This window comes from Fannyhessea sp., from assembly GCF_986145555.1.
Genome location: NZ_CFRCNA010000019.1, coordinates 1 through 15,319, shown reverse-complemented (window position 1 = coordinate 15,319; position 15,319 = coordinate 1). Strand labels below are relative to the sequence as shown.

The following is a 15,319-nucleotide window of genomic DNA, read 5'->3' as shown; positions in this document are numbered from 1 at the left end:
GTGACTCAACAGTTTTACTACAGCTTATGCGGATAGTGCTGCATAAGCTCTTCGCGCAAGGTATATACCCTATCCATTGCAGACGTTTCTAACAGCTGCATCAGTTGTTTTTTAGATATAGGCTTTTCTACCTGCTGTTTTAGCTGGTCAAGCGAAAGTATTTCTCCTACTTTAAAGTAGATGCGTCCAACTTTTTTCCACAAACGAGGTGCGTGTGCTATTGAATACGCACCCAAAACGCAAATAGGCAACACATCCACCCGAGCACGAGCCGCTAAAAGCGCAAAGCCACCATAAATTTTTGGCTTAACAGAAAGATCTTGTATACGCGTACCTTCTGGATAAATAAGCAACCATTCCCCCCGTTTAAGTGCATTTTCGCAGCGATGGATGCATGTAATGTCGGCAGTATGACGCTGTACGGGAATACCGCCTGCAACTGCTAAGGCAAAAGCATTAAGCTTATGCGTATTGAATTCGCTTTTATACATCGATCGTACACGTATTCCGTGGAAGTAAAAATACATCACGCACATAAGCGGCTCGAGTGCAGATACATGATTCATCACAATGATGTGCGGCTTTTTGGAGCGAAGCAACTCAGAAGGCATGTTGTAAAATTTCCATGGCCATAAAATTTTGGTACCGATCCAACAAAGTACCATAACACATGCAAAAAGCAGGCGTGCATACCACGGGTGTTCTTTCATTGGTGTGTCGTAGTAGCTGTCAAACGAATTACTCTGACACGTAGCATGTGGCATGCATGCAGATGAATCTGCATCTTGTGAAGAAGAAACATCTGTGGGCTTTGTATCAAAGGAAGTGTTATCACAGCGTTGATCCTTAGCATTAAGAGCGGATCCATCATGAGCAACAGACTCATTCATATACTGCATAATCTGAGCAACAATCTCATCAACACTCATATGCGAGCTGTCAATATGATGTGCGTCTTTTGCAGCTTTTAATGGTGTTGTCTTACGGTGAGAATCAATATCATCGCGCTTAAGAAGATTGACTAAAATTGCTGCCTCTTCATCGGGAGAAACGTGTGCTTCTGTAGCGGTTGCAAGATCTCCGCCAGCACGCTGGACAGCGCGTCTATGTGCACGAGCTGCAGCATCGCAGGTAAGAAAAATCTTAACTTGCGCATGAGGAAACACCGCAGTACCAATATCTCTTCCTTCTGCAACAACATCGCTTTCTTGTCCAAATGCACGCTGTTTTTCGAGCATAAGAAGTCGAACCTCAGGTACTGCAGCAACCTGAGACACATGCTCATCTACCTGTGCACTTCTAATCTCGTGGCTGACATCTTCCCCATCAACTTCTACACGCAGTCCACGTTCATCTGATTTCATAACAAGCTTCATAGCTTGGGCGCACGCGATAATAGCGCGTGTGTCATCAAAAGACACCTGATGTTTGAGACAACGCCATGTTATTGCTCGATACATAGCACCTGTATCAAGATAGGTAAGATGTGCTTTATGCGCAAGAGCCTTTGCAACGGTAGATTTACCCGAACCTGAAGGCCCGTCTATTGCAATGATCATGTATTATCCTCACAAACTGTTTCGAGATCGTGTATTTCTTGTTGTGTACACATGCGCCACGATCCTAATGGAATTTGAGCATTAAGGCACAAAGGGCCAAACTGAAAGCGATGCAACTTTATAACTGGATGCCCAATTTCCTGCAACATGCGTTTTACCTGATGATTTCTTCCTTCATGTATTTTAAGTTCACACAGTGAGCTTGCAGCATTGAGGCGCATATCATCAAAGAGTGAATGATTTTTATCAAGGTGAGTGCATGGCTCATCTTGCGTGATAGTGCGTATAAAACAAGGACTCGTCATGCCATCTTCAAGCATTATACCTTGAGAAAGCTTTTGCATTTGAGATGAGGTAAGTTTGCCTTCGATAAGCGCGATATAGGTCTTCCACACATGATGTGACGGATGAAGCAAACGATTGCCCATATTGCCATTGGTAGTAAACAGCAAAACTCCTGTAGTATCGCTATCCAACCTACCCACTGGAAAAAGGCCTGGATAATCATCGCAAGGCACCAAAGAAGCAACGCAAGGAAAACCAAAAGGATCACTCATCGTTGTAAGCACCTGTGAAGGTTTATTAAGCAGCAAATAAACATGGTCATTGCCAAGCACATACTCTTTGCCATCAACTGTTACATGATCGTATTGAGGCATAACCTTAGTACCAAGAACCCTAACTTGTTTACCATTAACACATACTCTACCTGCTGATATAAGCTTTTCCGAACCACGGCGCGACGCAACACCTGCGCGCGCTAAAAACCGCTGCAAACGCATCGTAAAGTGATCGCTTGGATACTTCCCAGCTATAATATCTTGTTCGTTATAATGAGAAGAATCAAGTGCCATTTATTCATTACCAATCTGCGAATTTTGAGCTTCTACTTCTTGGGCAATATCCTCGGATAACAGTTCTGTCTGCTGAGATGTTGCTTGAAGACGTTGGCGAATAAACTCTTTTGAAGCATCGTTTGCTGCAAATTGCTCGAGAGGTGGCAAATCAGATAGGCTTCTTAGGTCAAACGCTTCTAGAAATGCTTTGGTAGTAGCAAACAGCACCGCATGGGGATTTTGCTTATCGTGGCCTGCTTCGCGAATGTAGCCTTTCTCTTTAAGCGACGCAAGTGGCCCATCACTTGCAACTCCTCTAATAGCTCTAATACCCTCACGGCTTACTGGCTGATGATATGCAATGACCGCAAGCGTTTCTAATGCAGCCTGAGAAAGACGCTTATAATCCCATGTTTGAATATATGCCTGTATTAAATCCTGATATGCAGGATGCGTATACAGACGCCACCCACCGACAACTTCACATAATTGGAATCCACGGTTTTCGCTCGTATACTCATGCTGCAAACGGACAAGTGCATCTTGTACCGTATCAGCAGAGACGTCTAAAAACGTACTGAGTGTTCGCGCGCTTACAGCCTCTTGAGAAACAATAAGAAGCGCTTCTAATTTTGATTGCAAGGTATCCATATGCGCCTTTCCTATCCTAGTTCTCGCCTGCATAACGCGATGTATCAAACGCTGTAGTTTGTGTGCCTTGAACCCGTTGGAGCACAATGCTTCCAAATGTTTGTGCTTGTTGTACTTCTACAAAGCCGATATGCACAAGCTCAAGCATAGCAAGAAAATTTTCGACAACAACCACCGGTGTTGGATCTTTGCCTACAACTTGCGCAAATTGGACACAAGGTTTTTCGCGCGTGAGTTGATCGAGCTTGGCAATACTTACTGCAATAGGTCTGCGTTTTTTTGCGATATGAGATGCCTCCAAAAGAAATTCTTGATGACGACTGTCGATATCTGCGCAGATAACAGCTAATGTTCTGAGAGTAATACCCTCTAAAAAGTTAGGCGTGTAGTTGAGCTGATCTGGCAGAGGCAACACACGAGCTGCAAACATACGTGCATGTTGTTCACTTCGTGCTTGCAGCATACGAGCAACTTCTCTAAATTGTTTGTACGCTAAAAGCCTTGTAACAAGTAAATCTTGTGCCTGCTGTGGTGTTAAATCATCAAACTCTTCTGAATCAATCTCTTGAGATTGATTGCTCTCACTAGTATCTAAGGGAGCAACACTTGATGCTTTAATCATAAGCAACGTTGAAGCAACTAGTACAAAATCGCTTGCAACCTCTAAATCAAGCTGTTTAAGATGCTTAATTTCTTCTAGATATTGATCGATAACATTGCTTACAGAAATGGTGTCAATAGCAACTTTTTGTTGATACACTAAACGGAGCAACAGATCAAAAGGTCCGCTGTATGTAGGCGTTTGCACACTAAACGACATGATCTATCCTCCTTATATTCTTCTTTGGTATGCTCATGCTCTGTTTGTGTTTGTATACTTTGGCTTGTACTATCTAGTAAGTCAAAATTCTTGCAAGCAGAAACTATAAACCCTGAAGCATAAACTCCATAGCAAAATGAATAACAGTCGTAACATACCAACTTATAATATCAAAATGCAAGATAGAAGGCAGTACATATAACACCATCATAAGAATAGGCAAAGAATAGTGCTGTATATACTCGTATGTTTGACGAAGTTTGCCAGAAAGAAAAAGACCCAACAAAGAAGATCCATCTAACGGCGGCAACGGTATGAGATTAAATGCTGCAAGCGAAATATTAACGACCATATATTGCATTAAAATTTTATATACAAATATAGTTGTTGTTATATCTTGCTGAAAGGGCATGCTTTTAAAACCGTTTGTAGCAAACAATACACGCACTATTCCAAGAGCCACACATGCTTGTAGTACGTTTGACAAAGGCCCTGCAAGGGCTACTAACACTTCTGACAGCCTACCGCCTTTAAGACGGCGCGGATTATATGGAACAGGTTTAGCAAAACCAAAAATAGGACCATGCGCCAAACTCATAAGACATGGTAAAATGACCGAGCCAAAAGGATCGATGTGCGCAAGTGGATTGAGCGTTAAACGATGCGCGCGCTTGGCGGTGTCATCGCCCAACAAATATGCAACAAAACCATGAGCAATCTCGTGGAGCATACACGACACAACTAAAATAGCCACAGTTATTGCAACAGAGGTTGCACTGGAAATGGGATCTTTGAGCATAACACCTACTTTTTACGCGAACGCTGCCTACATCATGCATATGGCAATATAGAACATATGTACTCATTTATCATAACGGTAAGAGGGCATAAGGTCAACTGCATACAAGAAATACACAAGGCGTATATATGCACTTTACCTGCTGTTTCGTAAAGTAAACGCAAGACGACATAACAGATGGTCAAGCACAAACAAAATAAGAGTTACCATCACGTAATCGCCACGCAAAATGCCACCAAATGGACTCTCGATAATAAACGACCCCACCAAAACTGGCGGTAAAATACGTGAAACCGTATGGTAAAACATAAGAAAAGCAAACCGCAAAGGTGCAAACGGCAACGCGCTTCCTACAATAATGAGCGAAAGCATCCATGCGAACACGCGACACAATACTGCAATGAACTGGCAAAACACAGATACAAGTGAACCTGTGATGCCGTGAAACAGGCCTGAGACTGCGCGTTCTACTGTTGACGCATAATAATCAGCGCGTTCAGGACGCATAGCTTCAGGTGTTGGTTTACGCATGGGGCGCGGTGAAGGCGAAGGTATGGGACGCGGCTCATACCCACCCTGTGGCGATGCATATGCCGCATATTCAGAATCGGAGCCTGGATCATAAGGCTGAGGCGATTGTGCTATCCGCTGACGACGTACCGTAGGAGCTGCATATCCCTTGTTCGCAAAAGACGCAGGCATAACAATTGTTTTATCACAGCGATTGGCACCTTCATCATAAGCGGAACGCCCATCATAAGCGCCACGTACACCATACGCATCGCGCGCGTCATCAGGCACGCCATATGGATTATGCATACTATCGGGATTACTCATTTGTCCCCTCTTCCACAATACGAGTTAATTCGAGCCATTCTTGTTCTAAAGCGTCAATTTTTTGAGAAAGCGCATTATATTCGTTCATGCATTCATTAAATTCATCTTTATGCTGATAAATTTCTTGATCCGACATACGAGTTTCGAGCTCATGTTTGCGCGAAGTAGATGCCTGCAAAACAGCCTCAACTTCTGACAAGCGTTTTCTCTCACGTGCAACACGTCTGTGCGCGCGATTTCGCGCTTCGGCCTCAAGACGGCGTTGCTCTTTGGTTTTAACATTACGTTTTGCCAGATGATCATGTGAATCCAAAGGGGAATCTGTACGCGTGGAGTTCTGAGAAACAACAGCCTCAGCTTTCTTACCCTGTGAAAGCGTATCTAAAGACGCACTTCTCTGTTCGTGCGAAGCATGCAACAACCCAGTATTGTCTACACGCGCTTGGGCGTGTGCTCCAGCAGCATCTTTTTGTTCGCGCGCATCCAACTCTTCGCGCTTATACAGATAATAATCGTAATCACCATCAAAGACACGAACCTGATGATTGCGCACTTCGATAATTTTATTTGCAACATTTCGTACCAAATGTTCATCATGGCTTACCAACAAAACAGTGCCCTTAAAGGTAGTTAATGCATGCTCAAGCACTTCAACCGAGTCGATATCCAAATGATTGGTAGGCTCATCCAAACACAAAAGAGGATCGGGAAAGACCAGCATTTTTGCCAAAGCCAAACGAGCGCGCTCCCCACCCGAAAGCACACTAACACGTTTGTCAACATCTTCTCCGTGAAACAAAAACGCACCTAAAAGCCTACGTTGTTCAGAGGTAGTCCATGTATTTGAGGCTTCACCCATTTCTTGCAATACGGTATTACGTTCGTTGAGCGTTTCAAGCTGATGCTGAGCATAATAAGAAAACTCAACATTTTTCCCAAGCACAATGTTTCCTGCTGTTGGTTTTTCGATGCCACAAATCAACTTCATAAGTGTTGATTTACCTGCACCATTAGGCCCTACGAGCGCAACATGATCTCCTCTATATAAAACGAGATTCACATCGTTATACACAACTGCATCTTCAAAATGTTTTGACACATGTTCAACTGACACTACCGTATCTGCTGTTCGTGGTGGCGCAGGAAAATTAAAATGCACTTTCTTTGACGCTTGCGGCAATACTACAAGCTCCGACTTAATTTGCTCAAGACGGCGCACGCGTTCTTGCACCTGTTTTGCTTTGGTAGGTTTATACCTAAAACGATCAATAAACACCTGCATATGGGCAATATCGCGCAATTGAGCTTCACGTTTTGCGTGCAGCTGTATAAGATTATCTTCACGCTGTTTAAGATAGCGCGTATAATTTCCCACGTACGTCATAACACGCTTATTTTCGATTGACGCAATGTGCGAAACACAAGCATCCATAAATGCACGGTCATGAGATACCATAAGCACCGCACCATCATAACTTGACAAAAACGATTCAAGCCATGCAACACTTTCAAGGTCAAGATGGTTAGTTGGCTCGTCTAAGAGTAATAAATCTGGATGCTTGAGCAGCAACTTGGCAAGCGATATACGCATTTGCCATCCACCCGAAAATTCGCAAGCAAGCTTGTGAAAATCCTCTACCGGAAATCCCAGGCCACCTAAAATCTGCTGAGCGCGCGCTTGTAGTTCGTAGCCGCCCAAACGCTCAAAATTTTCTTGATTCTTGCTGTAATTTGCAAGCAATTCGTCCAATTCTTTTTGTTGAGCTGTATCTACAGAAGAGCTACTGAGCTGCGCAATTTGATGTTCTTGATCACTTAGAAGCGATTGTAGGCGCACAACTTCGTGAGCTGATTGCACAACTTCTTCCAAAGCGGTTGTATCTTTTGAAAGTTTTGTCTCTTGCTCAAGATAGCCAACACGTATATCGCGCGCAAAGCTTACACGACCCTCATCAGGGGTCTCAAGTCCCATAAGAATCTTTAAAAATGTTGTTTTACCAGCTCCGTTAGGACCAACAAGCCCCCACCGTTCACCAGCGTTAAGTTGTAAGACAACATCAGACCATAACAGTTGCGGACCAAATGATTTAGATAATTTTTCGGCAAGAGCTATCACAAAAGATACTCCTTATCGTTACCACTCATAAAATGACTTACTATCCTACTACATGAATATACCATGTTGCATACCCTAAACTTTTGCCACAACATGCTAAATGCCCTACACAAACACGCGCCTATTGGTTTACGAAGCCGCGCACAGCAACTCGTGTAAATACACTTCTGCATCAAGCTCAGGATGAAACGAGCAGGCAATTTGATTATCCTGCCGCACGGCACACGAATAACCATCCAAACTTACCAGCGTTTCAACACAAGAATCTTGCGCAATAATTTTAGGTGCACGAATAAACGTGAGCTGCATAAGATGAGGCTGCGCAGGTGCACTTGCAGACGGCGAAGCAGTGGCTAAGGCATATATTGGTGCTTGCGCATGAAAACTTGCAAGTTGGCGCCCGTATGCATTGCGACAAACGCGCACCTTAAGCGTTTGAAAACCATGTACTGCAGCGCGCGTATCAAGGACATTCTTTTGAGAAAAAGCCTCTGTATCACCAAAATTCCCTTGTTCGCGTAAAGACTTGAGCTTATCTTGTGACGCACCACAAGACTCCACACACGCTAAATCGCCCGATCCATCAATATGAGCAGCTAATAAAATAAGACCTGCACAGGTACCTAAAACAGGCATGCCTTGTATAATATGGTTCCGTAGCGGCTCAAACAACTGAAGCTCTTTAAGAAGATGTGCTTGTACGCTTGATTCTCCTCCGGGCAAAATAAGTCCATCAAACGAATGGGCTATATCATGAGCTTGTCTAATCTCAAAACAGTCAACGCCCAAGCTGCGCAGCAAGTGGATATGCTCAATGAAAGCACCTTGGACGCTTAGAACACCAATTCTTTTTTTCCTAAATGTTGCACGTATGTGCGTATTGTTCATATCTATCCTTTAATGTCTATCCTTCATAATTTAGAATTATTACAGACACAGCTTATTTACCACGTTCAGCCATAAGAAGTTGGATTTCTTGCTCGTTAATACCAACCATTGCTTCTCCTAAATTCTGCGACACACGCGCAAGCGTAGAAGGATCGTTAAAGTTTGTAACAGCTTGAACAATAGCTTCGGCACGCTTTTGAGGGTTACCGCTCTTAAAAATGCCGCTTCCTACAAACACACCTTCAGCACCCAACTGCATCATAAGGGCGGCGTCGGCTGGCGTTGCCACACCACCTGCAGCAAAGTTAACTACAGGAAGTTTTTGATGTTTATGAACATAGCTTACGTACGAAACAGGAACTTGTAGACGCTTTGCCTCTTCAAACAGTTCATCTGCGCGTAAAGCAGCAATACAGCGAATCTGCGATTGCATACGGCGCATGTGTGTAACGGCTTGAATAACATCTCCCGTACCAGGCTCGCCTTTAGTGCGAATCATAGAAGCACCTTCGGCTATACGACGAAGCGCCTCTCCTAAATCTTTGGCACCGCATACAAATGGCACGTTAAATTCGTTTTTATCAATATGATAAACACCGTCTGCAGGGCTTAAGACTTCGGATTCATCAATGTAATCAATATTGAGTTCTTGCAAAATCTGCGCTTCTACAAAATGGCCAATCCTGCATTTTGCCATAACGGGAATAGAAACCGCCTGTTGAATACCTTTAATCATAGAAGGGTCACTCATACGACTTACACCGCCAGCCGCGCGAATATCAGCAGGAATGCGCTCCAAAGCCATAACAGCGCAGGCGCCTGCAGCTTCGGCTATACGCGCTTGTTCGGGCGTTGTGACATCCATAATAACTCCGCCTTTAAGCATAGCGGCAAGTTGACGATTAAGCTTTTGGCGGCTTGTGCAGTCGCTCATCACTTGTGTATCTGCGCTTACGTTGACATCAGATACATTGCATACCGAGGAATCCGAGTTATTCATAAACGTTGCAACTCCTTTAGTTGTATGTTGACTTCAACTTTTGATGTTATAAATGGTATCAGGTTTATTCATAAGATGGAGCAGTTCCATAAAGACATAAGACAGATGATGATATACCTGCAGCTAAGCTCATATATTACGATGTGAAATGAACAACACGAACAGACGCTGCGTCGCGTTACTTAAGTTTGCTATACTTACCAGTAACGCACGAAATCAAGCCACACACTTGTTGGGTATGTCACAAGCCAACTGTACCATGCTTACCGTTGGGCAAACCCGTGATATACACGTACTTGTACAAACTTGTATGTGCCTATGATTTCAGCTTGGTTTATAGCTTAAGGGCAGATAGGAGAAGCCTTGAATACGCTTGCTAAAACAGTAAAATTTGCCGCACTTGCATCGCTATTGTTGGGAATTATCTCAATTATTGCAACATGTTTACTTATTGCGGCAGACCCCATGAAATTCCATGTGTACTTATGCGTCATAGAAAGTTTAACTATGATTTATGTGGGCTATGTTTCTGCGCGCCTTATAAACGTACCCTCACGCGCTGTAACGGTAATGAACCGCGCCTCACTTGCCGTGCTTTTATGCTTTATTTGTGCCGCATTTGGTATGATGGCACGAGACAAAACACTCCTAGAATTTATTATCAATGCTCTTGGTCTTATTCTTTGCCTTGGTATATACGCATCTGCGCGGAGAATGGTTGTATTCCAAAGAAGAAAATAATACGTATACAAAACTCTTGGATACCCTATGCAATGGGTACACAAAAATGTCTAGAGAACACTGGGCAAATATGCGAGTTGTGCATAAAATTATAAATAGGTGTCAAGACTTCAAACTTAGCTTATACTATACAAGGTTATGTAAATATTTTTCATACATAAGCATTTATGAAAGGAGTTGCACATGAGCAACATTAAAAGCGTGTATGGCCGTGAGGTTCTCGACTCTCGCGCAAACCCAACAGTAGAGGTTGAGGTAGAACTTGAGGACGGCTCGTTTGGTCGCGCTATTGTTCCTTCTGGAGCTTCTACAGGCGAATTTGAAGCTGTTGAGCTTCGCGACAACGACAAAGATCGTTATCAAGGAAAAGGTGTTTTAACTGCTGTTGGTCATGTAAACAACGAGATTAGAGAGCTTTTGGTTGGTCGTGACGCAAATGATCAACGTGGCTGCGATCTTGCTATGATTCAAGCAGACGGCACTCCCAACAAAGGCAACTTTGGTGCTAATGCTATTTTGGGCGCAAGCTTGGCTGTAGCTCGTGCTGCTGCTGCATCCGCTGGCCTTCCTTTATATGAATACCTTGGCGGTGCAAATGGTCACACCCTTCCTGTTCCTATGATGAACGTACTTAACGGTGGTGTTCACGCTGACAACAACGTAGACTTCCAGGAATTCATGATTATGCCTGTTGGTGCTCCCGACTTTAAGACTGCACTTCGTTGGTGCTCACAGGTTTATCACACTCTTAAAAATGTTCTTAAAGATTCTGGCCACAACACAGGTGTTGGTGACGAGGGTGGTTTTGCTCCTAACCTTAAAACCAATGCTGAACCTTTAGAGTACCTCATGCAGGCCGTTGAGAAAGCTGGCTTTAAGCCTGGCCAAGACTTCATGTTTGCTATGGATCCTGCTTCTTCTGAGTTCTATAACAAAGAGACTGGTAACTATGAGCTTAAAGGCGAAGGCCGCACCCTCACCAGCGATCAAATGGTTGACTACTGGGAAGAGCTCGTTAACAAGTTCCCCATCATCTCTCTTGAAGACGGTCTTGCAGAAGAAGACTGGGAAGGCTGGAAGAAACTTACCGAGCGCATTGGCAAGAAGGTTCAACTTGTTGGTGACGACCTGTTTGTAACTAACACCAAGCGTCTTGCTAAAGGTATTGAGGTCGGCGCAGCTAACGCAATCCTTATTAAAGTTAACCAAATTGGTTCTCTTACCGAAACCCTTGAGGCTATCGAAATGGCTAAACGTGCTGGTTACACCGCAGTTGTTTCTCACCGCTCTGGTGAAACCGAAGACACCACTATTGCAGACCTCGCAGTTGCTACAAACGCTGGTCAAATCAAGACTGGTGCTCCTGCTCGTACCGACCGTGTTGCTAAATACAACCAACTTCTTCGTATTGAAGATCGTCTTGGTTCTTCTGCAGAATTCTTGGGTAAAACCGCTTTCTATAACATTCGCTAATACGAAGTGTTATAAAGTAGCTCTAAGCTAAGCAATAAGCCTCGTAGGTGCTCTGGCACGTGCGGGGCTTATTTGTTAGAAATTTACACACATCACAAAAGACATATGCGCTTACTGCACAAGAGATAATGGATTTATCAATGCGATAACAATATGATTCACGAGACGTCATCACTATTTATTCAAAAAAATAGGAGCATCGAACCATTTGTATGTGCAAAATTTTGATGAATAAAATGAGGGAGCCTTTTGCATACATTTTGTGTCCTCTATATAATCCCTTAAATCAAATCGTAATTTTTTAAGGCTTCCTTATGCAAGCATGCATTACATCTCGTAACTCCTCTTTACGAGAATTTTACAGTTTATTGGATATTCAATCGGCTTTATACATTTATAATTAATATATGACCATTAAATACACACCAATGAGTAAATTTTTGCTTGCAATTTATGTAAAGACGAGTAAACTTTGAGCCACGTAAGGTAGAGGAGCGTTTGGTAAAGATTACTTTTTTGAGCGGGAGCTGTGAAGAAAAGGAAAGGTGCCAAACGCCGAAAGCATATTATTGCCAAATAATATGCTTGGGTACAGGGATAATATCTTTGTAACTGTCACAGATGTGGAGCGCTACTGAAAATAAAACAGTTAAACGCTTATACATAATTGTACTTGGAGCGTATAACACAACAGGTACGATTAAAGCCAGATAAAACTGTTTTTATACATGCCTTTGTGGCACTTCATCTCAGACTGTATACATATGTATCCGTGCTCAGCCTTATCGTATCTACACCGCACTTCAAGCGAAAGGCGTCTTATGAACGGCTCAGCACAGCATAAGCACACACCCCAACAAATTACACAATTTCTCAAAGGATTATATAGTACTGCGGTTCGTACGTATCGAAAATCTTTGTATTATACGTATCTATGTTTTAAGCAATTATGTAGTGTTGCCACAAAACACTTCTTGCAGCTTATGGCTAGCACACTTGTATGTGCGCTGCTCCTTGCAAGCACATATCAGCCAGGTATTGCTCAAGAACAGTCTGACTCAACAGATACGCAGCTACCATCAGAACTTTCACAAACAGAGCTCTCAGAACCAGGTGTTCTAAGCGTTGGTATGGAAGCAAACTATGCGCCATATAACTGGACGCAAACCAACGATGCACACGATGGCGTGCCAATTAGCAATTCTACTGGTGAATATGCAAATGGTTACGACGTGCAGGTTGCAAAACGTATGGCTGACGCCCTGGGTCTTAAGCTCAAGATTGTTAAAATGGAATGGGATGGACTCTCGGTTGCGCTTCAATCGGGTAAAATTGACGCTATTATCGCAGGCATGACCTCCACACCAGAGCGCTGCAAAGAAATAGATTTCACACACCCCTATTACTATTCCGATATGGTAATGGTTACTAAAAAAAGCGGATCATTTGCAGGGGCAAAATCCATTCAAGACTTTGCCGGTGCCAAAGTAACCGCTCAACTCAATACGTTTCACTATAAGTTGATCGATCAAATTCCTAACGTGAATAAACAAGTAGCATTTAGCGATTTCCCCACGATGATTGCTTCGGTTATGAGTGGAAAAATTGATGCGTATGTTTCTGAACGACCTGCTGCTATGGCTGCAGTAGCTGCAAATAGTGAATTAACCTTCATTTCATTTGCTAACGGAGCAGGGTTTGATACTCATGGCATAGATGCGTCTACCGCAATTGGTATACGCAAAGGTTCAAAACTTATGGAATATCTCAACCGCGCTCTCGACTCTTTTGCGCCGCAACAACAGCAAACACTTATGCAAGACATGGTAAATCTTAATCAACGAGAACAACACCCCAGCTTTTTGGATCAAATTGCAGAAATCTGGAATACCTATCATGACCAATTTATTCGCGGAACATTCTATACGGTTATTATTTCGTTCATCTCTACGTTTGTAGGATTTTTAATTGGACTGCTCATTGCAATTTATCAAACCATCCAGGTGTCAAAGCACCATCGTATCCGTTATATGCTCTATAAAAGTGTTGCTGTACTCATACGAATATATATTGAGGTATTCCGTGGAACACCAATGATGGTTCAGGCAATGCTTATCTTTTACGGTTCAAAATTACTCTTTAATCTAGATTTATCACCGCTTACCTCAGCATTTTTCATTGTATCGGTAAACTCAGGTGCATATCTTTCCGAAACCGTCCGCGGCGGCATTTTAGGTGTTTCCAAAGGGCAGCTCGAAGGTGCTCATGCACTTGGCCTCAATCACTGGGATACTATGGTACATATTATTTTGCCGCAGGCAGTTATCAGTATTTTGCCTTCAGTTGGTAACGAGTTAAATATGAACATTAAAGATACATCAGTATTAAATGTTATTGCCGTATCGGAACTCTTCTTTATTACTAAATCTATTGCAGGTACCACATATCAAACGTTCCAAACCTATCTCATTGCAAGCGTTATCTACTTTGCACTTACTTTTCTTGCAAGTTTAGGACTCAAATATGTTGAAAAGCATATCGTTGCACCTAATGCGTATGTATCTTCTGCTAAAGCATAGTTCTATCCATGTAAGCGTATAAGGAGTCATCATGACACAAAAAGAAATCATTCTAGACATACAACATCTTCAAAAATCATTTGGAGAACACAGCGTTCTTAAAGATGTATCGTTCTCATTGTATAAAGGCTCGGTAATTAGTATCCTTGGTAGTTCTGGTTCGGGTAAGAGTACATTTTTACGCTGTATAAACCTGTTGGAAAAACCCTCGGGCGGTCAAATTTTATATCATGGAGCTTCTATTCTTGATCCCGATTTTGAACTAGGACCGTATCGTGCAAAAGTTGGCATGGTGTTTCAGCAATTTAATCTGTTCAATAATCTAAGTGTGCTCGATAACTGTGTTATTGGACAAACACATGTACTTAAACGCAGCAAAAAAGAAGCACAAGACAGAGCTGCTTTGGAGCTGGAACACGTTGGGCTACAAGATTTTATTCATGCAAAACCAGCTTCTTTATCGGGTGGTCAAAAACAGCGCGTTGCTATTGCGCGCGCACTTGCAATGGATCCCGAAATATTGCTCTTTGATGAGCCCACCAGCGCGCTTGACCCCGAAATGGTAGATAGTGTACTTGCTGCAATGAAGGATTTGGCAAATGCCGGGCTTACGATGATGGTGGTAACGCACGAAATTGAATTTGCACGCGATGTTTCTTCGCATGTGTGTTACATGAATGAAGGTATCATCTTAGAAGAAGGAAAACCTGAAGAAGTTATCGATCATCCACAGCACTCACGCACGCAAGAATTCCTTGCACGATATCTGCACGGCCAAAAACATATCTAGAACTTGCTGGTAATCTATCTACAACAAACTTAGAGTGAAAAAATGTTCTAACAAAATCCTCCTCAGTAATGGGGAGGATTTGTTCTTAAGTTTATGGTTATAGGACAAAAGTGTGTAAAAATAACAGCATATAAGCACGTAAAACCATCTAAATTAGAGAAAAAATAACTAGTTTTAGGTGGTGGATTATGAGTGCCAATATTTGTTTTCGTTTGTAGTAGCAAGATGGT

Annotated in this window: 13 protein-coding genes and 1 riboswitch; of the genes, 4 read left to right on the top strand and 9 right to left on the bottom strand. The window is 42.7% G+C overall.

The features are described from left to right. Positions 1 to 17: 17 nt before the first annotated feature. From cmk to pdxS, 9 genes are all read right to left on the bottom strand, one after another. Entirely contained in the window at positions 18 to 1,559 is a 1,542-nt protein-coding gene (cmk, locus tag AC5GD6_RS04660) for a (d)CMP kinase (protein WP_491846343.1), read from the bottom strand. After that, complete coding sequence (locus AC5GD6_RS04655) at positions 1,556 to 2,413, bottom strand: pseudouridine synthase (RefSeq protein WP_491846342.1); 858 nt, start codon at positions 2,411 to 2,413, stop codon at positions 1,556 to 1,558. Before AC5GD6_RS04655 ends, cmk begins: the two co-directional genes overlap by 4 nt. Continuing rightward, positions 2,414 to 3,046 carry an SMC-Scp complex subunit ScpB gene (scpB, locus tag AC5GD6_RS04650; RefSeq protein WP_491846341.1) on the bottom strand — a complete coding sequence of 211 codons (633 nt, stop codon included), beginning with the start codon at positions 3,044 to 3,046 and terminating at the stop codon, positions 2,414 to 2,416. A 16-nt stretch (positions 3,047 to 3,062) separates the two neighbouring features. Then, complete coding sequence (locus AC5GD6_RS04645; protein WP_464361019.1) at positions 3,063 to 3,866, bottom strand: segregation and condensation protein A; 804 nt, start codon at positions 3,864 to 3,866, stop codon at positions 3,063 to 3,065. Positions 3,867 to 3,969: 103 nt separating this feature from the next. Then, positions 3,970 to 4,665 carry a site-2 protease family protein gene (locus AC5GD6_RS04640; RefSeq protein WP_006303181.1) on the bottom strand — a complete coding sequence of 232 codons (696 nt, stop codon included), beginning with the start codon at positions 4,663 to 4,665 and terminating at the stop codon, positions 3,970 to 3,972. Positions 4,666 to 4,800: 135 nt separating this feature from the next. Continuing rightward, positions 4,801 to 5,502 (bottom strand): hypothetical protein, encoded by a 702-nt coding sequence (locus tag AC5GD6_RS04635; RefSeq protein ID WP_491846340.1) that lies wholly within the window; start codon positions 5,500 to 5,502, stop codon positions 4,801 to 4,803. Continuing rightward, positions 5,495 to 7,618 carry an ABC-F family ATP-binding cassette domain-containing protein gene (locus AC5GD6_RS04630; protein WP_276777219.1) on the bottom strand — a complete coding sequence of 708 codons (2,124 nt, stop codon included), beginning with the start codon at positions 7,616 to 7,618 and terminating at the stop codon, positions 5,495 to 5,497. Before AC5GD6_RS04630 ends, AC5GD6_RS04635 begins: the two co-directional genes overlap by 8 nt. A gap of 129 nt (positions 7,619 to 7,747) precedes the next feature. Next, the gene (locus tag AC5GD6_RS04625; RefSeq protein WP_276777217.1) at positions 7,748 to 8,506 is read right to left on the bottom strand and encodes a type 1 glutamine amidotransferase family protein; all 759 of its coding nucleotides are present in this window, start codon (positions 8,504 to 8,506) and stop codon (positions 7,748 to 7,750) included. A 52-nt stretch (positions 8,507 to 8,558) separates the two neighbouring features. Then, a complete protein-coding gene (gene pdxS, locus AC5GD6_RS04620; RefSeq protein ID WP_006303177.1) occupies positions 8,559 to 9,506 on the bottom strand; it encodes a pyridoxal 5'-phosphate synthase lyase subunit PdxS in 948 nt (315 codons plus the stop codon). Positions 9,507 to 9,869: 363 nt separating this feature from the next. On the opposite strand from pdxS, the gene AC5GD6_RS04615 reads away from it, so the two are divergent. From AC5GD6_RS04615 to AC5GD6_RS04600, 4 genes are all read left to right on the top strand, one after another. Beyond that, positions 9,870 to 10,247, top strand: a complete 378-nt coding sequence (locus AC5GD6_RS04615; RefSeq protein ID WP_276790508.1) for a hypothetical protein — start codon at positions 9,870 to 9,872, stop codon at positions 10,245 to 10,247. A 183-nt stretch (positions 10,248 to 10,430) separates the two neighbouring features. Continuing rightward, positions 10,431 to 11,720, top strand: a complete 1,290-nt coding sequence (gene eno, locus AC5GD6_RS04610; RefSeq protein WP_006303174.1) for a phosphopyruvate hydratase — start codon at positions 10,431 to 10,433, stop codon at positions 11,718 to 11,720. Between the two features lie 479 nt (positions 11,721 to 12,199). Continuing rightward, positions 12,200 to 12,362, top strand: a riboswitch (Lysine riboswitch). A gap of 179 nt (positions 12,363 to 12,541) precedes the next feature. Further along, positions 12,542 to 14,299, top strand: a complete 1,758-nt coding sequence (locus AC5GD6_RS04605) for an ABC transporter substrate-binding protein/permease (protein WP_491846339.1) — start codon at positions 12,542 to 12,544, stop codon at positions 14,297 to 14,299. Between the two features lie 31 nt (positions 14,300 to 14,330). After that, entirely contained in the window at positions 14,331 to 15,089 is a 759-nt protein-coding gene (locus AC5GD6_RS04600; RefSeq protein ID WP_487317801.1) for an amino acid ABC transporter ATP-binding protein, read from the top strand. Positions 15,090 to 15,319 lie beyond the last annotated feature (230 nt).